We start from the raw sequence: 18,826 nt of genomic DNA on the forward strand, positions 1-18,826 counted from the left end.
ATCGGTCACACTGGGGGGATGCGCGACGTCGTGATCCTCGGGAGCACCGGGTCCATCGGGACCCAGGCGCTCGACGTCGTGACGCGCAACCCCGAGGCCTTCCGCGTCGTCGCGATCGCCGCCGGCGGCGCCGACGTCGGGTCGCTCGCCGCCCAGGCAGCTGAGTTCGCCGTGCCGGTGGTCGCCGTCGCCGACGAGAGCCGGCTGCCCGCGCTGCGGGAGGCCCTTGCCGCGCACGGCATCACGCCCACCGTCCTCGCCGGCCCCGACGCGGCCACCGAGGCCGCGGCGCTCTCCGCCGACGTCGTGCTCAACGGCATGACCGGCTCGATCGGCCTGCGCCCCACTCTGGCCGCCCTCGAGGCGGGCACGGTCCTCGCCCTCGCCAACAAGGAGTCGCTCGTCGCGGGCGGCCCGCTGGTGAAGGCCGCGGCCAAGCCGGGTCAGATCGTCCCCGTCGACTCCGAGCACTCCGCCCTCGCGCAGTGCCTGCGCGGCGGCACGGCCGACGAGGTGCGCCGGCTCGTCCTCACCGCGAGCGGCGGACCGTTCCGCGGCAGGCGGCGCAGCGAGCTCACCGCCGTCACGCCCGAGCAGGCGCTCGCGCACCCCACGTGGAGCATGGGCCCGGTCGTCACCACCAACTCCGCCACGATGGTCAACAAGGCCCTCGAGGTGATCGAGGCGCACCTCCTGTTCGACGTCCCCCTCGAGCGCATCGACGTCGTCGTGCACCCGCAGTCGATGGTCCACTCGATGGTCGAGTTCGTCGACGGCTCGACCGTGGCGCAGGTCAGCCCGCCCGACATGCGCCTGCCGATCGCCCTCGGCCTGTCCTGGCCCGACCGCGTCCCGCACCCCGGCTACGGCTGCGACTGGACCACTGCGTCCACCTGGACCTTCGAGCCGCTCGACGACGAGGCCTTCCCGGCGGTCGCCCTCGCCCGGCACGCGGCCACCGAGGGGGGCACCGCGCCCGCAGTGCTCAACGCCGCCAACGAGGAGCTGGTCGCGGCGTTCTTCGACCGGCGCCTGCCGTTCCTCGGCATCGTCGACACCCTCACCACCGTGGTCGCCGAGCACCTCGCCCAGCACCAGGGGAACCCCCGTGACGTCGACGACGTCCTAGCGGCGGAGGACTGGGCCCGTGCGCGCGCCCGCGAGCTGACGGGACGGGCGACGTGATCCTGCTGGAGATGCTGGGCTGGCTCATCTTCCTGATCGGCGTGGGGGTGTCCATCGGCCTGCACGAGGTAGGTCACCTGCTGCCCGCGAAGGCCTTCGGCGTCAAGGTCACGCAGTACATGGTGGGCTTCGGCCCCACCGCCTGGGCCAGGCGCCGGGGCGAGACCGAGTACGGCGTGAAGTGGATCCCGCTCGGCGGCTACATCCGCATGATCGGCATGTACCCGCCCGAGAAGGGCGCCGACCCGACCATGCTCCGCGCGTCGAGCACCGGCCGCTGGTCGACCCTGATCAACGACGCGCGGCAGGCCTCGCTCGAGGAGGTCAAGCCGGAGGACGCCGACCGCGTCTTCTACAAGCTCCCCGTCCGCAAGCGCATCGTCGTGATGCTCGGCGGACCGGTGATGAACCTGCTCCTCGCACTCGTGATGTTCACCATCGTGATCTCGGCGATCGGGCTCCAGGTCGACCTGCAGGGCAACCCCAACCTCACGAACCGCGTGGGCGCCGTCGTCCAGTGCCTGCCGACGAAGGACGACCCGCAGGGCGATGCGGCTGCCAACGGCGAGTGCTCCGGCTCCACCCCGACCCCGGCGTACGCCGGCGGCCTCAAGGTGGCCGACACGATCCTCTCGGTGGCGGGAACCCCCACGGCCACCTGGGAGGAGGTGCAGGCAGCGATCAAGGCCGCGCCGACCGGTGACGTCGTGGTGGTGGTCGACCGCGAGGGCGAGCAGGTCGTGCTCACGGTGCCGCTCGAGGCGATCGACCGGCCTGTCCTCGATGAGGAGGGCAACCCCACGGGTGAGACCGAGGAGCGCAACTTCCTCGGCATCGCGCCCGCCACCGAGCGCGTCACCCAGCCCGTCACGGCCGTCCCCGGCTACGTGTGGGACCTCTCGGTCCGCTCGGTCGCGACCATCGTCACCCTGCCCGTGCGGCTCTGGGAGCTCGCGGTGTCGACGTTCACCGACGCGCCGCGCGACGACCAGGGCATCGTCGGCCCGGTCGGAGTCGGGCGCATCACCGGCGAGATCGTCGCGCTCGACGACACCCCGGTGATCGACAAGACGGCGTACATCCTCAGCCTGCTCGCGGGTCTCAACCTCTTCCTCTTCCTGTTCAACCTCATCCCGCTGCTGCCGCTCGACGGCGGCCACGTCGCGGGAGCGGTCTGGGAGTCGATCAAGCGCGGCTGGGCGAGGCTCCGGCACAAGCCCGACCCGGGCCCTGTCGACATCGCCAAGGCGCTGCCGGTCACCTATGTGATCTCGATCTTCCTGGTCGGGATGGGCGCCCTGGTGCTGCTCGCCGACCTCATCGAGCCGATCTCCCTGCGCGGCTGACGCCGCGTCGGGTGTCGGCCCGGCGCGCTCGGGGTGAGAATGGGGTCATGACGATCGGTCTCGGCATGCCGTCCCTTCCCGCACCCGTGCTCGCGCCGCGCCGCGTGAGCCGCAAGATCACGCTGCGGCACCACTCGCACCCGGTCGAGGTCGGCGGTGACGCCCCCATCTCGGTGCAGTCGATGACGACGACCCGCACCGACGACGTCAACGCCACGCTGCAGCAGATCGCCGAGCTCACCGCCGCGGGCTGCCAGGTCGTGCGCGTCGCCGTCCCGAGCCAGGACGACGCCGACGCGCTGCCGCAGATCGCGAGGAAGTCGGGCATCCCCGTCATCGCCGACATCCACTTCCAGCCGAAGTACGTCTTCGCGGCGATCGACGCCGGCTGCGCGGGTGTGCGCGTGAACCCCGGCAACATCAAGCAGTTCGACGACAAGGTCGGCGAGATCGCCCGCGCCGCCAAGGACGCCGGCATCCCGATCCGCATCGGCGTCAACGCCGGCTCGCTCGACAAGCGCCTCCTCGAGAAGTACGGCAAGGCGACGCCGGAGGCGCTCGTCGAGTCCGCGCTCTGGGAGTGCTCGCTGTTCGAGGAGCACGACTTCCGCGACATCAAGATCTCGGTGAAGCACAACGACCCGGTCGTGATGGTGACGGCGTACCGCCTGCTCGCGGCCCAGTGCGACTACCCGCTGCACCTCGGCGTCACCGAGGCCGGCCCGGCGTTCCAGGGCACGATCAAGTCCTCGGTCGCCTTCGGCGCACTGCTCTCCCAGGGCATCGGCGACACCATCCGCGTCTCCCTCTCGGCCCCGCCGGTCGAGGAGGTCAAGGTGGGCAACCAGATCCTGGAGTCGCTCAACCTGCGCAAGCGCGGCCTCGAGATCGTGTCGTGCCCGTCGTGCGGCCGCGCGCAGGTCGACGTCTACACGCTCGCCGAGCAGGTCACCGCCGGGCTCGAGGGCCTCACGGTGCCGCTGCGCGTCGCCGTCATGGGCTGCGTCGTCAACGGCCCGGGCGAGGCGCGCGAGGCCGACCTCGGGGTCGCGTCGGGCAACGGCAAGGGGCAGATCTTCAAGCGCGGCGAGGTCGTGATGACCGTGCCCGAGTCCCAGATCGTCGAGACCCTCGTGGAGATGGCGCTCGAGATGGCCGAGGAGATGGGCGTCGACCCCGAGAGCGGCGAGGCCACCGGCCCGGTCGTCGTCCCGGTCGGCTGACTCAGCCGCGCAGCAGGTCGGCGAGCGCGCGCAGGCCGGATCCGTCCTCGCGCTCCCATCCGGCCATCAGCTCCGGCAGGGGCGCGGGCAGCCGGCAGACGAGCCGGCGGTGCACGGGCCGGATCCGCAGCAGCCAGTCGCGGAGGTCGCGCAGGTCGGCACCCCTCTCCGGCTCGACGTAGAGGCGTACGCCGTCGACGATCGACGACTCGTCCTCGATCCGCCGCATCGGGCAGGTCTCATGGGCCGCGAGCAGCGCAGCGCGCGCGTCGCGGACCGTGTCGTGCAGCTGCTCCGGGCCCACGCCGTACGGGATCGCGGTGATCACGAGGTGCCCGCCCTCGGCGCGGATCGTGCTGTCGACCGTGAGCGTCACCTCTCGCCCGGCGCGAAGCCCCGCGAGGTCGCCACTGATCTCGCACCCGGTCGGCAGCGCGGGCGGGCCGAGGTCGGCGCGACCTGCCAGCAGCGCACCCACCACCGACGCCGGGTCGTACGGCGGATGCGCTCCTCCGCGGAAGAGCGTGCCCTCCACCAGGCCGAGCGGGACGGGTCCGACCTCCTGCCGCTCGGACGCGAGGGCGAGCGCCCCGACGGGGGAGAGCCGCACGTCGACCTGCTCCGGGTCGGCGGGCCCGGCGTCGCGCGAGCCGGCGTTGCCGAGCAGCTCGACCAGCGGCAGGTGCACCGACCAGGGGACGCCTCGTCGCACGAGGCGGGCGTAGGCGTCGCGCGGGTCGGCCCCGCTCCGCTGCGCCACCACCTGGAGCACGCGCGCGCAGACCACCGGCTCGCCGGCGTCGTCCGCACCGAGCAGGTCGACGGCGTCGAGCAGGGCGGCCTCGACCGAGTCGAGACCGGTGCGCGTGCTGACCACGACGTCCGTCACGGGGAGACGGTACGGCGAGGTGCCCTTCGTCACAGCCGTCGATCGCCCTGCCCGGTCGCCGCGCGCGAGATATTACTAGCGGGTAACATAGGGATCGATCAAGGAGGTCGCCATGACCAGCACCCTGCACCTTCCGCCCGCCGTCGAGCACGCCGCGCACGAGGTCGTCCACCAGGCAGGGGCCGTGACCCACCAGGTTGCCGTCGCCGCGCACGGGATGACCGATGCTGCGCACCACCTCGGCGATGCCGTCGTCGACGTGCTGCTGTCGCCGCTCACCCCCGACCTCGCCGACTTCCACGTCGAGTTCACCGAGGACGACATCCTCTGACCCGTCCGCCCTCCGGCGATTCGCCCCCGATCTGGTTGCCTCTCGCCGCGATTGGTCGTGAAGTAGCGACCAATCCGGGGCCAGATTCATCGGGTTCTCGCGTCCCTGAGCGCCTCGGTCACGCGTGCCACGACGCGTTGTGGCGCGCCCCACGTCTCGTCGGAGGTCCAGCGCACGAAGCGGTAGCCCATGCGTCGGAGCGAGTCCTCGCGCACCTTCTCCGCGCGGAGCGACTCGCGGTCGCGCAGTTTGCCCCATCCGTCTGCCTCGCCGATGACGCGCAGCGTGCGCCACAGGAAGTCCAGGGGGTAGCGTCGGCCGTCGTCGTCGACCACCCACGCCTGCAGCTCGGGACGGGGCAGATCGGCCTCGATGAACAGCCCCCTCGACGCCGACTCGAGCGGTGTCTCGGCAAGGCGGTCGGCCGCCTCGATCGCGCGCCGCAACCCCGCCCGGCCGTAGACGAACCGTGTCCGGTCGAGGGCCCCGTACAGGTCGCGCCGCGGCACGCTCCGGAGTGCCGCGTCGAGCACGACCAACGCCTCGGGGAGGGGCCGGAACCGAGCCAGGTCGATCGCGGTCCTCGCGACCGACGTCACCGGGAGTCCGTACGCCGCATGTCGGTCCTCCTCGGCGACGTCGGCGATCCACAGATGCGCTCCACGCATGATCCGGCCGTGCCGCGCACTGGTGATCTGCACCTCCTCCGGCACCCGCGGACCCGGCCTCATCGTCGGCTGATGCAGCAGCAGCCCGGCGGACTCGCGCGACACCCAGGCTTCGGCGTCCATGGCCGCGAGAATCCGCACCGCGAGGGCGACGTGGAGTTCGCGCTCGGCGAGAGGATCTCCACCGCTCCCGAGGCCCCTGTCGATCGGTACGCCGACCACGCCGTGCCGGAAGCGCACGAGGGTGCCGGCCTCGACCGCGGCGCGGACCTGGCCGCGCGTAAGTCCGGAGGCGAGGACGGCGGCCACGGGGTGCGGGCCCTCACCGAGCAGGGACAGGACCGCGGCGGCGGTCTCCTGGGTGCGATGGATGGGCGGCACGGCGTCATGGTGGGTGGGTCCGTCGTACCCCCGCTGCCGCCGTCCACAGGGCACCGGCCACCGGATCACTGGGGGGCGTGAATCTGCCCCCGGTTGGGTCGTGACTTCACAACACAACGCGCCGAGACACGACGAAATCGGGGGCAAGAGCCCGAGACGGCGCGGGTCCGGCAGGATGTGCGGCGTGACGACGGCGACCGCGGGCGTGCTCCGCGTGCTCGGGCCGCGCGACCTCGCCGAGGTCCGCGCCCTGCTCGCCCGCGACCCGGTCTCGCACTGCTTCGTCGCCTCGCGCGTGCTCACCAGCGGCCTCGACACGTGGCGCATGGGCGGCGAGCTCTGGGGCTGGACCGAGGACGGCGAGCTCACCTCGCTGCTGTACCTCGGCGCCAACCTCGTCCCGGTGGAGACCACTCCCGAGGCCCGCCGCGCCTTCGCCGACCGGTGCCGCCGGATCGGACGCCGCTGCTCCTCGATCGTCGGCCCGTACGACGACGTCGCCGTCCTCTGGTCGATGCTCGCCGACTCCTGGGGCCCGGCCCGCGACATCCGAGCGTCCCAGCCGGTCATGGTGATCGAGCGCGACGCACCCGTCCGCGTGCCTGCCGACCCGCTCGTGCGCCGCGTGCGCGAGGACGAGATCGACATCCTCATGCCCGCGTGCGTGGCGATGTTCACCGAGGAGGTCGGCGTCTCGCCCCTCGCCGGCGGCGGGGCCGACCCCTACCGCGCCCGTATCGCCGAGCTCGTCCGCTCGGGCCGCGCCTTCGCGCGGATCGAGGACGGCCGCGTCATCACCAAGGCCGAGGTCGGGGCGGTCGGCGACGGCGTCTGCCAGGTGCAGGGCGTGTGGACCGCGCCCGAGCTGCGCGGCCGCGGGCTCGGGCTGGCCGCGATGGGCCAGGTGGTGTCGCTGGCTCGCGAGATCACGCCCACGGTGAGCCTCTACGTCAACGACTTCAACGTCGTCGCGCGGCACGTCTACGAGCGCGTCGGCTTCCACCAGACGGCCACCTTCTCGACCGTCCTGTTCTGACCTCCGCGCGGCGGGATCACCGCCGGGCATGGGGGAGGATGGTCGGATGCTGCACCGTCCCGCCTCCGACTCCCTGTGGGCGGACCGGGACTTCCGGCTCTACTGGGTCAGCCGCGTCATCTCGTACGCCGGCGGCACGATCACGTACGTCGCCGCGCCCATCCTGGTGTACGCGCTCACCGGTTCCGCGCTGCTCACCGGCGTCACCGCGGCGACGGAGGGGCTGCCGTACCTCCTGTTCGGCCTGTTCGCCGGCGCCCTGGCCGACCGCGTCGACCGCCGCCGGGTCATGGTCGGCTCCGACCTCATCAACGCGGTCGTCCTCGCGACCGTGCCGATCGCGGCCGCCCTCGGGCGGCTGACCGCGGCGCACGTCATCGTCGTCGGCCTCGTCACGATGACGGTCTTCGTCTTCTGGGACGCCGCCAACTTCGGCGCGGTGCCCACCCTCGTGGGCAGGGACCGCATCCGCGAGGCGAACAACGCCGTCTGGGGCGCGACCCAGGTGTTCGACGTCGTGCTCCCCGGCCTGGTCGGACTGGTCGTCGCCTGGCTGGCGCCGTCGACCCTCTACTGGGTCAACGCGTTCACGTTCCTCGCGAGCGCTTTCCTCGTCCGCGGGATCGTGCGCAACCTGTCGGGCGAGCGCGACCCCGACGCGGGCCGGCTGCGCGAGGACGTGCTCACCGGCCTGCGCTGGCTGTGGGGCCACACCACGCTGCGCACGATGACGTTCATCGGCACGACCGTGTCGTTCAGCATGGGCGCGGTCATGGGTCAGCTGGTGCCGTTCGCCGACCAGGTGCTCGGCATCCGGCAGGGCGACGTACGGCTCGGGGCGGTGTTCGCCGTCTTCAGCCTCGGCGGACTCGTGGGCACGCTCGCGAGCCGGTGGCTGCGGCCCTTCACCGCTGCCCGGGTGAGCCTCGTGAGCACGTCGTTCATGGCGGTGCTGATCGTGCTCATCCCGTGGCCGAGGGACTACCGCGTGACCTTCGTGCTCGTCTTCCTGTTCGGAGTCGCGAACCTCATCAGCGTCGTCAACAACATCACCTTCCGCCAGGAGGAGACGCCCGAGGACATGCAGAGCCGGGTCAACACCACCGGCCGGATGCTCAGCTGGGGCCTGGGCGCCCCGGCGGGCGCCCTCGTCGGCGGCATCGTCGCGCACGCCTACGGCCCGGCGCTCGGGATGGCGTCCGGGAGCATCGTCGTCATCGTCGGCGTCGCGCTCGGATGGACCTCCTCGCTCGCCCGGATCCCCGCCCGGCGAGATCTCGTACGCGACACCGCCTGAGCGGCCGATATCCTCGGGGTCCGCTCGCCCGCCCGTCCTGTCACCTGGAGACCCCTGTGCTGCTCCGCATGTCGTCGCTGTTCCTGCGCACCCTGCGCGAGGACCCCGCGGACGCCGAGGTGCCGAGCCACAAGCTCCTCGTGCGTGCCGGCTACGTGCGCCGTGTCGCGCCGGGCATCTTCACCTGGCTGCCGCTCGGCTACACGGTCTACCGCAACGTCGAGCGCATCATCCGCGCCGAGATGGATGCGGCGGGCTTCCAGGAGGTGCACTTCCCGGCGCTGCTGCCCCGTGAGCCCTACGAGGCCACGAACCGCTGGACCGAGTACGGCGCCGGCCTGTTCCGTCTGCAGGACCGCCGCGGCAACGACTTCCTGCTCGGCCCCACGCACGAGGAGATGTTCACGCTCCTCGTGAAGGGCGAGTACTCGTCGTACAAGGACCTGCCGCTGTCGATCTACCAGATCCAGACGAAGTACCGCGACGAGGCGCGTCCCCGCGCCGGCATCCTGCGCGGCCGCGAGTTCGTGATGAAGGACTCCTACTCCTTCGACGTCGACGACGCCGGCCTGCAGGTGTCGTACGACAAGCACCGCGCTGCCTACCAGTCGACGTTCGAGCGGCTCGGCCTCGACTACGTGATCGTGTCGGCGCAGTCCGGTGCGATGGGCGGCTCGGCGTCGGAGGAGTTCCTCGCGCCCTGCGAGAGCGGCGAGGACACCTATGTGCGCTGCACGTCGTGCGACTACGCGGCCAACGTCGAGGCCGTCGTCACGCCCGTGCCCGACGCGGTCCCGTACGCCGATGCGCCCGCGGCCCACGTGGAGGACACGCCCGACACCCCCACGATCGACACGCTCGTGGCGGCCGCGAACGCCGACCACGCACGCCCCGACCGCGCCTGGACGGCGGCCGACACGCTGAAGAACGTCGCGTTCCTGGTGGCGCTGCCCGACGGCACGTCGTACCCCCTCGTCGTCGGCCTGCCCGGCGACCGCGAGGTCGACATGAAGCGCCTCGAGGCCGTGCTGCAGCCCGGCGAGCCCACGCCGATGGACGACGTCGAGCTGAAGAAGCACCCGCTCATCGTGAAGGGCTACCTCGGCCCCGAGGTGCTCGGCGAGGAGTCCGCGAGCGGCATCCGCTACGTCGTCGACCCGCGCGTGGTCGAGGGCACCCGGTGGATCACCGGCGCCAACGTGCACGGCAAGCACGTGTTCGACCTGGTCGCCGGTCGCGACTTCACGCCCGACGGCACGATCGAGGCCGCCGAGGTGCTGCCCGGCGACGTCTGCCCGCGGTGCGCGTCGGCGCTCGAGCTGGCCCGCGGCATCGAGATCGGCCACATCTTCCAGCTCGGTCGCAAGTACGCCGAGGCGCTCGACCTCAAGGTGCTCGACGAGAACGGCAAGCAGCAGGTCGTCACGATGGGCTCGTACGGCATCGGTGTCTCGCGCGCGGTCGCCGCGATCGCCGAGCAGAGCTTCGACGAGCTCGGCCTGTGCTGGCCGCGCGAGGTCGCGCCCGCCGACGTCCACCTGGTGGCCACCGGCAAGGACCAGGCCGTCTACGAGTATGCCGAGACCCTCGCCGCGGGCCTCGTGGCCCAGGGGCTGCGCGTGATCCTCGACGACCGCAAGCAGGCCTCGCCCGGGGTGAAGTTCAAGGACTCCGAGCTCGTCGGCGTCCCGACCATCGTCGTGGTCGGCAAGGGCCTCGTGGACGGTGTCGTCGAGCTCAAGGACCGCAAGTCCGGCCAGCGTGCCGAGCTCGCCGCCGACGGTGCGCTCGACGCGATCGTCGCGGCCTGCCGCGCATGACCACGGTCGAGGCCGTCGTCTTCGACTGGGGCGGCACCCTCACGCCCTGGCACGAGATCGACCTGGTCGCCCAGTGGTATGCGTACGCCCAGGTCTACGACCCCGTGCACGGTGCTGAGCTCGCGCGTCGGCTGTTCGACGCCGAGGAGTCGTTCTGGCAGCGCCAGCGCGCGTCCTTCGGCGCGGAGGGCACGGGGCACCTCGCGGGCGTGTTCGAGCGGGCCGGCATCGACACCTCGACCTGGCAGCACCGCGACGCGCTCGACGCCTACCTCGACGCGTGGGACCCGCACACCCACACGAGCCCCGAGGTGGTGCCGCTGCTCGAGGGGCTGCGCGCCGACGGTCTGAAGGTCGGCGTGCTGTCGAACACCATGTGGCCCAGGTCCTTCCACGAGCAGGTGTTCACGCGCGACGGCGTCCTGCCCCTGATCGACGGCGCGGTCTACACGAGCGAGACCCCGGTCGGGAAGCCGCATGCCGACGCGTTCGCCCTCGCGCTGGCGGCCGTCGGTGTCGCTGACGCGAGCCGGGTCGTGTTCGTCGGCGACCGCCCGTGGGACGACGTCCACGGCGCGCAGCAGGTCGGCATGCGCGCGATCCTCGTTCCGCACTCGGACATCCCCGACCACCAGCAGGTGCCGGTCGACGTCACGCCCGACGCCGTGGTGCAGAGCATCGGCGACGTGCTCGACGTCGTCCGCGCCTGGAACGCCGAGGCCGTGCGCGCCACCGGCGCCTGACCGCCTCGATGGACACCGTCCTCGGCGTCACGCCGCTCGTGCTGGTGGCGCTGCTGGGCGCGGCCATGCTCGCGGGCTGGGTCGACGCGGTGTCCGGCGGCGGCGGTCTCGTGCAGCTGCCCGCGCTGCTCGTGGCGCTCCCCGGTGCCGAGCCCGCCACGGTGCTCGGCACCAACAAGGCGTCGTCGATCATCGGCACCTCCGCGGCCGCGCTCACCTACCGCCGGGCCGCCGTCACCGATGTCGGCACGGCCGTGCGCATGGCGGCAGCGGCCTTCGTCGGGTCGGCCTGCGGCGCGGCGCTCGCCACGCGGGTGCCCGGCTCGCTGTTCCGCCCGCTCGCGCTGGTGCTGCTCGTCGTCGTCGGGCTGTGGACGTTGCTCCGCCCGAACCTGGGGGACACGCAGGATCTGCGCTGGCACGGCACCGAGTCGCATGCGCGGCACGGCATCGCGGCGCTCGCGCTCGGCGCCGGCATCGGCCTGTACGACGGCGTGTTCGGCCCCGGCACCGGCACGTTCCTGGTGTTCGCGCTGGTCTCGCTGCTCGGCTACTCGTTCCTCAACGCCTCGGCCATCGCCAAGGTCGTCAACGTCTCGACCAACCTCGCCGCGCTCATCGTGTTCGGCCTCGGCGGGCACGTGCTCTGGGCGCTGGGCCTCGCGATGGGCGCGGCCAACCTCGTCGGGGGAGTGGTCGGCGCGCGGACCGCGGTGAAGCGCGGATCGGGCTTCGTGCGGATCGTGTTCCTCGTGGTCGTCGGCGTACTCCTCGTGAAGCTCGGCAGCGACGTCCTGCGCGGCGAGTAGCCCGCCTCACGCACCGAAGCTCCAGAAACCGCAGCCGGTTTGTGGCACCTACGTGCGTGAGGCGCGGGCGGCGACCGCTGCGGCGACCACGTCGGCGTCCGCCGGCGGTGCGGCAGCGAGGAAGACCTCGTGCACCTGCACGGCGAGCACAGCGAGGGCCGTCGGGTGCGGCGGCCGCACGTCCTCGGGCAGCAGCCCGGCGTGCGCGGCCAGCCAGCGCCCCGCGGCGCGCACGGCGTCGTGCGCCGCCACGTCGGCGGCGGACGGATGGTCGAACTCCCACCGTCCGGCGCGCTCGGCCACCGCCGGCTTGTCGGCAGGCACACCCGCGGCGGGGAAGACCCGGCAGTCGTACGTGCGGCACGTCATCGGCCGCTCGGCGTAGATCGTGCAGCCGCGCTCGCCCAGCATCGGGCAGCGTCCGCGCTCGTCGTACGGCAGCAGGTGCGAGCCCGGGAGGAACGGCGCGGGGAACAGCAGCTCGGCCGGGATGACCGAGCGCGCAGCGGTGTCGGAGGGCGTCACGAGCACGAACTGGGACGACGTGCAGCAGCCGGTGCAGGTGCCGCACGGCACGTCCGACTCGCCCTCGCCCCGGAGCGCAGGGCCGATCGTGCCGAGCCACACGGTGAAGGAGCCCGCGGCGACGGCACCGTCGGTCATGTCGCGCCGTTCCAGACCGGCGCCTTCCCCGACCAGTCCACGCAGCGCACGGCGCACTCCTGCGCCACCAGCGCCGCATCGAGCCGGCGCTGGGTGTCGGCCGCGGCGGCGAGCCCGGCCCACTGGCCGGCCAGCCGGTCCTCGACGAGAGCGGCGAGCCTGCGGGCGCTCAGGGCATCGTCGACCTCAAAAGGCGGGGTGTACGCCGGGGCCGCGGCGCGCGGTGTGCCGCCGAGCAGCGTGATGCGCGCACGGAGCCTGTCGCGGTGCGCGCGGTGCCGCGCCATGTCGTCGAGCGCCTCGGCAGCGCCGTCGGCGTCGAGCCGGGCGGCCACGAGGCCGTAGGCGTAGACGGCGGAGTCGGTGCCGTCGAGCACGTCGTCGAGGCGCTCGATCTCTGCCTCGTTGGAGGGGGACGCGGTCACGATGCCATCGCCTCCAGCATCGCGGCGGCGCCGGCGCACCCGGCGCCCGCGAGCGCCACCACCCGGGCGAGCTCGGGGTCGACGGCGCTCACGCACTGTGTCGCGCGGCTCGCCGCCGCGGCCTGCTCGGCGTCGAGCAGGGTCGCGACGATCCCGGCCCTGCTGCTGGGCAGGGTGGGGGTGCTCGACGGCGACGCTGTGGGCGGGGGCGACGTCGACGCCGAGCCCTCGGCCGTGGCGAGCGCGCTCGGCGGCAGCGAGGCCAGGTCGTCGGGGTCGATCGCCTGGCGGTACGCCTTGTGCCGCTCGCCGACCAGGGCGACGGCTGCGCCGTCGGAGGCGCCGAGGGCGGCCGCGGCCGCCGCGTAGAGGTCGACGAGGCCCGACTCCGAGCGGCCGATCTCCGCGCGCAGTCTGCGGTCCGGGTCCTCGGGGCCACCTGGGTCGGTCGGGGCGGGCTGGCCCGGATCGGTCGTGCAGGCCGTGAGCGCGGGCGCGAGAAGCGCGGCCCCCGCGGCGGCGGCGGACCAGCGCAGCGCGTCGCGGCGGGTCGGGTTCGGCACGTCCGCGACTCTCTCACGACCTGCGCGCAGACCTGGAGCGGGATGCGTCCGGTTCGGGGCGCGCGTCGGCGCGGGTACCCTGGTCGTCCGCACCACCTGCACGTACAACCAGCACGCACAACAGGACCCGACAACAGCACAGCCCGACCGCGCTCGCCGCGACCGTCGGGCGCCAGGAGGCCACCGTGGCTGCACAGCCGCCTCGTCCCGCGAAGGGCCGTCCCCAGGGCGGATCCCGCCGCCCGGACCCTGCCCGCCGCGATGCCCAGGTCCAGCAGGTGGTCGCACTCCTCGAGCCCGCCGTGCAGGCGACCGGCGTCGATCTCGAGGACGTCGAGATCCGCACGGTCGGCCGTCGCATCGTCGTCCGTGTGCTGGTCGACTCCGAGACCGGCGTGAGCCTCGACCAGGTGGCAGCGGCCTCCACCGCCGTCTCCGAGGCCCTCGACACCGACGACCCGTTCGGCGACGAGCCCTACACCCTCGAGGTGTCCTCGCCGGGCGTCGAGCGGCCCCTCACCCTGCCGCGCCACTGGCGCCGCAGCATCGGCCGCCTCGTCGCCGTCACCACCACCCAGCACGAGCAGGTCACGGGCCGCATCACCTCGGTGTCCGACACCGAGGTCGAGCTCGAGATCGACGTGAAGGGCCGCACCAGCCGCCGGACCGTGGCGCTCGCCGACATCACCAAGGCGGTCGTGCAGGTCGAGTTCAGCCGCAAGGGCGAGCCCGAGCCCGACGACACGACCGACGACGCCGACGGCGACGACGACGCAGACGAGCTCGACGACCAGGACGAGGAGGACTGACGTGGACATCGACGTCAGCGCACTGAAGGCGCTCGTCCGTGAGAAGGAGCTGTCGTACGACCTCATCGTCGAGACGCTCGAGCAGGCGATGCTCCTCGCGTACCACAAGACCGAGGGCTCGGCGCAGCGCGCACGGGTCGAGGTCGACCGCAAGACGGGTCACGTCATCGTGTGGGCCCGCGAGGACGACGTCGACGGCGTCCCGGGTCGCGAGTACGACGACACGCCGGACGGCTTCGGCCGTGTCGCCGCCACGACCGCCCGCCAGGTGATCCTGCAGCGCCTGCGCGAGGCCGAGGACGACGTCACCTTCGGGGAGTTCGCCGGCACCGAGGGGGACCTCGTGTCGGGCATCGTGCAGCAGGGCAGCGACCCGCGGCTCGTGTTCGTCGACCTCGGCAAGATCGAGGCCGTCCTTCCGCCGCAGGAGCAGGTGCCGGGCGAGAAGTACGTCCACGGAACGCGCCTCAAGTGCCACGTGGTGCAGGTGTCCAAGACGCCCAAGGGTCCGCGCGTCACCGTCTCGCGCACGCACCCCAACCTCGTGAAGGCGCTGTTCGCCCTCGAGGTGCCCGAGATCGCCGACGGCTCGGTGCAGATCGCGGCGATCGCCCGCGAGGCCGGCCACCGCACGAAGATGGCCGTCTACTCGAACGTGCCCGGGCTCAACGCCAAGGGCGCGTGCATCGGCCCGATGGGTGCCCGGGTGCGCGCGGTCATGGCCGAGCTGCACGGCGAGAAGATCGACATCGTCGACTGGTCGGACGACCCGGCCGAGATGGTCGGCAACGCTCTGTCACCGGCGCGGGTCACCTCGGTGACCGTCGTCGACCTCGCCGCCCGCTCCGCCCGCGTCGTCGTGCCGGACTACCAGCTGAGCCTCGCGATCGGCCGCGAGGGCCAGAACGCCCGGCTCGCCGCCCGCCTCACCGGCTGGCGGATCGACATCCGGCCCGACACCGCGACGACGGGGCCGGACGACACCGGACGCGAGGCGTGATCGGCGGGGGCGCCGGAGGGGTAGACTTCCCCACGACCGGTAGCCCGGTTCCCCCTGACGCCGCCCCGCGCGGTGCAGGCGCGCCCTCCCGCGGGCGTCGCACCCCGGTGCGTACGTGCGTGGGGTGCAGGGAGCAGGGCGGCCGATCCGACCTGGTGCGCGTGGTCGTGGTCGACGGACTCCTCGTCCCCGACCCCCGGGCGCGCGCCGCCGGACGAGGTGCCTGGCTGCATCCCGACCCGGTATGTCTCGACCTCGCCGAGCGACGGCGGGCGCTGCCGCGGGCCCTCCGGGTCCCCGGCCCGCTCGACACCCGCGCGGTGCGGGACGAGATCGAACGGCGAGCAGCACGACCAGCACCATCAGAACTGACCACCGTCCACCCACGATCGGGAGCAGAACAGGACATGAGCACCCGATGAACGCCCAGCGATGAGCGTGTCCGTGCACGTCTGAGTGGTCCGGTACGAACCCGTCCCGGACCAAAGAGCAGGAGAACTGTGTCGAAGGTCCGGGTCTACGAGCTCGCCAAGGAGCTCGGAGTCGAGAGCAAGGCCGTCGTGGCCAAGCTCCAGGAGATGGGTGAGTTCGTCCGATCGGCGAGCTCCACCATCGAGGCGCCGGTGGTCCGGCGTCTTCGGGAGGCGTTCCCCGCCGCCCCGGCGGCCGCCCCCAGCAAGGCACCCGCCAAACCCAAGCCCGCCCCCGCGGCACCGGCTGCCCCCGCGGCGCCCGAGGCCCCGGCGGCTCCCGCTGCTGCCGCACCCGAGGCGCCCGCCGCCCCGGCTGCTCCGGCTGCGCCCGTGCCCGGTCCGGCGGCCCCCGCCGCCCCGGCAGCGCCCGAGGTCTCGGCCCCGGCCGCGTCGGCGGCACCCGCGCCGGCCGCCCCCAAGGCGCCGCGTCCCGGCAACAACCCGTTCATGGACCGCAGCGCCGAGGCGCCGCCGCGTCCGGCCGCCCCCGCGGCGCCCGGTGCCGCGCCCGGCGCCCCGCGTCCGGCGCGTCCGGGCAACAACCCCTTCACCGACCGCACCGGCGGCGTCGAGGGCGCACCGCGCCCCGTCCCGCGTCCCGGCGGCGTCCCCGGTGCCCCGCGTCCCAACCCGGGCATGATGCCGGGCCAGCGCCCGGGACGTCCCGCAGGTCCCGGCCGTCCGGCCGGCCCCGGCGGTCCCGGTGCCGGTCGTCCGGCCCCCGGCGGCGCAGGCCGTCCCGGTGGCGGCGCAGGCCGTCCCGGTGGCGGCGGCTTCGGCGCACGTCCCGGCGGTGCTCCCGGCGGTGGCGGCGGCGGATTCGCCGGTCGTCCCGGCGGTGCTCCCGGCGGCGGCGGCTTCGGCGGTCGGCCCGGTGCCGGTGGTCGTGGCACCACCGCGGGTGCGTTCGGCCGTCCCGGCGGCAAGCCGGCGCGCGGTCGCAAGTCCAAGCGTGCGAAGCGCCAGGAGTTCGACAACATGTCGGCTCCGTCCATGGGCGGCGAGATCCGTCCCATGGGCCAGGGCCAGACCATCCGTCTGGCGCGCGGCTCGTCCCTGACGGACTTCAGCGAGAAGGTGGGCGTGCCCGCGGGCGTGCTCGTCACCGTGATGTTCAAGCTCGGCGAGATGGTGACCGCGACCCAGTCGCTGTCCGACGACACGCTGATGCTGCTCGGCACCGAGCTGAACTTCGACGTCCAGGTGATCAGCCCGGAGGACGAGGACCGCGAGCTGCTCGAGCGCTACGACCTCGAGTTCGGTGAGGACGAGGGTGACGAGTCCGACCTCGTCGCGCGTCCGCCGGTCGTCACGGTCATGGGTCACGTCGACCACGGAAAGACCCGCCTGCTCGACGCGATCCGCAACACGAACGTGATGGGCAAGGAGGCCGGTGGCATCACCCAGCACATCGGCGCCTACCAGGTCGTGGCCCGTGCCGACAGCGACGCGCCCCGCGCCATCACCTTCATCGACACCCCGGGTCACGAGGCGTTCACCGCCATGCGTGCTCGTGGTGCCCAGGTCACCGACATCGCCATCCTCGTGGTGGCGGCCGACGACGGCGTGAAGCCGCAGACGATCGAGGCGCTCAACCACGCCAAGGCCGCCGACGTGCCGATCGTGGTCGCGGTCAACAAGATCGACAAGGAGGGCGCGGACCCGGCCAAGGTGCGCGGCCAGCTCACCGAGTACGGCCTCGTCCCCGAGGAGTACGGCGGCGACACGATGTTCGTCGACGTCTCCGCCAAGGGCGGGATCGGCATCGACGAGCTGCTCGAGGCCCTCCTGCTCACGGCCGACGCCGCCCTGGACCTGCGGGCCAACCCGCACCAGGACGCGCAGGGCGTGTCGATCGAGGCCCACCTCGACCGTGGCCGTGGCCCGGTCGCGACGGTGCTCGTCCAGCGCGGCACGCTGCGCCCGGGCGACTCGATCGTGGTCGGCGACGCCTACGGCCGCGTGCGCGCCATGCTCGACGAGCACGGCAACACGCTCGAGGAGGCGCTGCCCGCGCGTCCGGTGCAGGTGCTCGGCCTCACGGCCGTGCCCGGCGCCGGCGACAACATGCTCGTGGTCGAGGACGACCGCACCGCCCGTCAGATCGCCCAGACCCGTGCGGCGCGCGAGCGCAACGCGGCGCTGGCGCAGGCGCGCGGCCGCCGTACCCTCGAGGACTTCCTCAAGTCCCTCGAGCGCGGCGAGGTCGAGGAGCTCAAGCTCATCCTCAAGGGCGACGTGTCCGGCTCGGTCGAGGCGCTCGAGAGCGCGCTCGTCGCGCTCGACATCAGCGAAGAGGTCAGCCTGCGCGTCATCGACCGCGGTGTCGGTGCGATCACGCAGAACGACGTCAACCTGGCCGTCGCGTCCGACGCCGTCATCATCGGCTTCAACGTCCGGCCGGCCGAGCGGGTGCAGGAGATCATCGACCGCGAGCGCGTCGACGTCCGCTACTACTCGGTCATCTACCAGGCGATCGACGACGTCGAGGCGGCCCTCAAGGGTCTGCTCAAGCCGGTCTACGAGGAGGTGGCTCTCGGCACCGCCGAGATCCGCGAGGTCTACCGCTCGAGCAAGTTCGGCAACATCGCCGGCTCGCTCGTGCGCACGGGCCTCATCCGCCGCAACGCCAAGGCGCGCCTCCTGCGCGACGGTGCGGTCGTGGCGGACAACCTCACCATCGAGTCGCTGAAGCGGTTCAAGGACGATGCCACCGAGGTCCGCGAGGGCTTCGAGTGCGGTATCGGCCTCGGCTCGTTCAACGACGTCAAGGTCGACGACGTGATCGAGACCTTCGAGATGCGCGAGAAGCCGCGCGTCTGACGCTGACCGTCATCTCTGGGAGGACGTCGTGTTCGTGGGTTCCCTCGAGCTCGACGTCCTCCTGGGGGACGTCAGGTCCCTCAAGCAGAAGCGGAGCCTCGTCCGTCCGGTCGTGGCCGAGCTGAGGCGACGGCTCGACGTCAGCGCGGCGGAGGTGGGTCACCAGGACCTGCACCGCCGTGCGGTCATCGGGGTCGCTGTCGTCGCGGCCGACCCCGCGCACTGCACCGAGGTGCTCGACGACGCCGAGAGGCTCGTCGCGGGGCACCCCGAGCTCGAGCTGCTCTCCGCCCGACGGGCGCTGCGCGGCTCGGACGACTGACCGCACGACCGGCACCACCC

General features: G+C 72.8%; 19 protein-coding genes. 14 read left to right on the forward strand and 5 right to left on the reverse strand.

The window, feature by feature from the left end; translation table 11 throughout:
* Positions 1 to 18: 18 nt before the first annotated feature.
* Genes dxr through ispG form a run of 3 tightly spaced genes read left to right on the forward strand, consistent with a single transcriptional unit; the run spans position 19 to position 3,754 of the window.
* A complete protein-coding gene (gene dxr, locus ACFQGU_RS08510; RefSeq protein ID WP_386765648.1) occupies positions 19 to 1,185 on the forward strand; it encodes a 1-deoxy-D-xylulose-5-phosphate reductoisomerase in 1,167 nt (388 codons plus the stop codon).
* Positions 1,182 to 2,531: a M50 family metallopeptidase gene (locus ACFQGU_RS08515; RefSeq protein WP_386765650.1), complete on the forward strand. Its 1,350-nt coding sequence runs from the start codon at positions 1,182 to 1,184 to the stop codon at positions 2,529 to 2,531. Before dxr ends, ACFQGU_RS08515 begins: the two co-directional genes overlap by 4 nt.
* A gap of 47 nt (positions 2,532 to 2,578) precedes the next feature.
* Positions 2,579 to 3,754 (forward strand): flavodoxin-dependent (E)-4-hydroxy-3-methylbut-2-enyl-diphosphate synthase, encoded by a 1,176-nt coding sequence (gene ispG / locus ACFQGU_RS08520; protein WP_386765652.1) that lies wholly within the window; start codon positions 2,579 to 2,581, stop codon positions 3,752 to 3,754.
* A 1-nt stretch (position 3,755) separates the two neighbouring features.
* On the opposite strand, the gene ACFQGU_RS08525 is transcribed toward ispG, so the two are convergent.
* Positions 3,756 to 4,643 carry a hypothetical protein gene (locus tag ACFQGU_RS08525; protein ID WP_386765654.1) on the reverse strand — a complete coding sequence of 296 codons (888 nt, stop codon included), beginning with the start codon at positions 4,641 to 4,643 and terminating at the stop codon, positions 3,756 to 3,758.
* Positions 4,644 to 4,755: 112 nt separating this feature from the next.
* On the opposite strand from ACFQGU_RS08525, the gene ACFQGU_RS08530 reads away from it, so the two are divergent.
* Complete coding sequence (locus tag ACFQGU_RS08530; RefSeq protein WP_386765656.1) at positions 4,756 to 4,974, forward strand: hypothetical protein; 219 nt, start codon at positions 4,756 to 4,758, stop codon at positions 4,972 to 4,974.
* 86 nt (positions 4,975 to 5,060) lie between these two features.
* On the opposite strand, the gene ACFQGU_RS08535 is transcribed toward ACFQGU_RS08530, so the two are convergent.
* Positions 5,061 to 6,023: a DUF559 domain-containing protein gene (locus ACFQGU_RS08535; RefSeq protein ID WP_386765658.1), complete on the reverse strand. Its 963-nt coding sequence runs from the start codon at positions 6,021 to 6,023 to the stop codon at positions 5,061 to 5,063.
* Positions 6,024 to 6,198: 175 nt separating this feature from the next.
* Between ACFQGU_RS08535 and ACFQGU_RS08540 the strand changes: the two genes are divergently transcribed.
* The 5 genes from ACFQGU_RS08540 to ACFQGU_RS08560 are packed head-to-tail and all read left to right on the forward strand — an operon-like array spanning position 6,199 to position 11,728.
* Positions 6,199 to 7,059: a GNAT family N-acetyltransferase gene (locus tag ACFQGU_RS08540; protein ID WP_386765660.1), complete on the forward strand. Its 861-nt coding sequence runs from the start codon at positions 6,199 to 6,201 to the stop codon at positions 7,057 to 7,059.
* A 46-nt stretch (positions 7,060 to 7,105) separates the two neighbouring features.
* Positions 7,106 to 8,356: an MFS transporter gene (locus ACFQGU_RS08545; RefSeq protein WP_386765662.1), complete on the forward strand. Its 1,251-nt coding sequence runs from the start codon at positions 7,106 to 7,108 to the stop codon at positions 8,354 to 8,356.
* Between the two features lie 56 nt (positions 8,357 to 8,412).
* Positions 8,413 to 10,176, forward strand: a complete 1,764-nt coding sequence (locus ACFQGU_RS08550; protein WP_386765664.1) for a proline--tRNA ligase — start codon at positions 8,413 to 8,415, stop codon at positions 10,174 to 10,176.
* The gene (locus tag ACFQGU_RS08555; protein ID WP_386765666.1) at positions 10,173 to 10,919 is read left to right on the forward strand and encodes an HAD family hydrolase; all 747 of its coding nucleotides are present in this window, start codon (positions 10,173 to 10,175) and stop codon (positions 10,917 to 10,919) included. Before ACFQGU_RS08550 ends, ACFQGU_RS08555 begins: the two co-directional genes overlap by 4 nt.
* 8 nt (positions 10,920 to 10,927) lie before the next feature.
* On the forward strand, positions 10,928 to 11,728 hold the full coding sequence (locus ACFQGU_RS08560; protein WP_386765668.1) for a TSUP family transporter: 801 nt from the start codon (positions 10,928 to 10,930) through the stop codon (positions 11,726 to 11,728).
* Between the two features lie 48 nt (positions 11,729 to 11,776).
* Here the strand turns inward: ACFQGU_RS08560 and ACFQGU_RS08565 are convergent, their stop codons facing one another.
* Genes ACFQGU_RS08565 through ACFQGU_RS08575 form a run of 3 tightly spaced genes read right to left on the reverse strand, consistent with a single transcriptional unit; the run spans position 11,777 to position 13,379 of the window.
* On the reverse strand, positions 11,777 to 12,391 hold the full coding sequence (locus tag ACFQGU_RS08565; protein ID WP_386765670.1) for a YkgJ family cysteine cluster protein: 615 nt from the start codon (positions 12,389 to 12,391) through the stop codon (positions 11,777 to 11,779).
* Positions 12,388 to 12,816 (reverse strand): ferritin-like domain-containing protein, encoded by a 429-nt coding sequence (locus tag ACFQGU_RS08570; protein ID WP_386765672.1) that lies wholly within the window; start codon positions 12,814 to 12,816, stop codon positions 12,388 to 12,390. The genes ACFQGU_RS08565 and ACFQGU_RS08570 overlap by 4 nt, the downstream gene beginning before the upstream one ends.
* Positions 12,813 to 13,379: a hypothetical protein gene (locus tag ACFQGU_RS08575; protein ID WP_386765674.1), complete on the reverse strand. Its 567-nt coding sequence runs from the start codon at positions 13,377 to 13,379 to the stop codon at positions 12,813 to 12,815. The genes ACFQGU_RS08570 and ACFQGU_RS08575 overlap by 4 nt, the downstream gene beginning before the upstream one ends.
* A gap of 185 nt (positions 13,380 to 13,564) precedes the next feature.
* Here ACFQGU_RS08575 and rimP point away from each other — a divergent pair, with 185 nt between their 5' ends.
* From rimP to ACFQGU_RS08600, 5 genes are all read left to right on the forward strand, one after another.
* Positions 13,565 to 14,188: a ribosome maturation factor RimP gene (gene rimP / locus ACFQGU_RS08580; RefSeq protein ID WP_386765675.1), complete on the forward strand. Its 624-nt coding sequence runs from the start codon at positions 13,565 to 13,567 to the stop codon at positions 14,186 to 14,188.
* 1 nt (position 14,189) lies between these two features.
* Positions 14,190 to 15,188, forward strand: coding sequence for a transcription termination factor NusA (nusA, locus tag ACFQGU_RS08585; RefSeq protein WP_386765677.1), 999 nt, complete (start codon positions 14,190 to 14,192; stop codon positions 15,186 to 15,188).
* Positions 15,189 to 15,307: 119 nt separating this feature from the next.
* Entirely contained in the window at positions 15,308 to 15,610 is a 303-nt protein-coding gene (locus tag ACFQGU_RS08590) for a YlxR family protein (protein WP_386765679.1), read from the forward strand.
* Between the two features lie 78 nt (positions 15,611 to 15,688).
* Positions 15,689 to 18,484 carry a translation initiation factor IF-2 gene (gene infB, locus ACFQGU_RS08595; protein WP_386765681.1) on the forward strand — a complete coding sequence of 932 codons (2,796 nt, stop codon included), beginning with the start codon at positions 15,689 to 15,691 and terminating at the stop codon, positions 18,482 to 18,484.
* Positions 18,485 to 18,512: 28 nt separating this feature from the next.
* Positions 18,513 to 18,806 (forward strand): DUF503 domain-containing protein, encoded by a 294-nt coding sequence (locus ACFQGU_RS08600; protein ID WP_386765683.1) that lies wholly within the window; start codon positions 18,513 to 18,515, stop codon positions 18,804 to 18,806.
* Positions 18,807 to 18,826 lie beyond the last annotated feature (20 nt).

This window comes from Longivirga aurantiaca (assembly GCF_042660085.1).
In the GTDB taxonomy this organism is placed as follows: Bacteria; Actinomycetota; Actinomycetes; order S36-B12; family CAIYMF01; genus Longivirga; species Longivirga aurantiaca.

Bases quoted from the DNA above. Each gene is read 5' to 3' on its own strand.
- dxr (WP_386765648.1), top strand. From the start codon at position 19: ATGCGCGACGTCGTGATCCTCGGGAGCACCGGGTCCATCGGGACCCAG.
- ispG (WP_386765652.1), top strand. From the start codon at position 2,579: ATGACGATCGGTCTCGGCATGCCGTCCCTTCCCGCACCCGTGCTCGCG.
- ACFQGU_RS08530 (WP_386765656.1), top strand. From the start codon at position 4,756: ATGACCAGCACCCTGCACCTTCCGCCCGCCGTCGAGCACGCCGCGCAC.
- ACFQGU_RS08540 (WP_386765660.1), top strand. From the start codon at position 6,199: ATGTGCGGCGTGACGACGGCGACCGCGGGCGTGCTCCGCGTGCTCGGG.
- ACFQGU_RS08545 (WP_386765662.1), top strand. From the start codon at position 7,106: ATGCTGCACCGTCCCGCCTCCGACTCCCTGTGGGCGGACCGGGACTTC.
- ACFQGU_RS08555 (WP_386765666.1), top strand. From the start codon at position 10,173: ATGACCACGGTCGAGGCCGTCGTCTTCGACTGGGGCGGCACCCTCACG.
- ACFQGU_RS08560 (WP_386765668.1), top strand. From the start codon at position 10,928: ATGGACACCGTCCTCGGCGTCACGCCGCTCGTGCTGGTGGCGCTGCTG.
- ACFQGU_RS08565 (WP_386765670.1), bottom strand. From the start codon at position 12,391: ATGACCGACGGTGCCGTCGCCGCGGGCTCCTTCACCGTGTGGCTCGGC.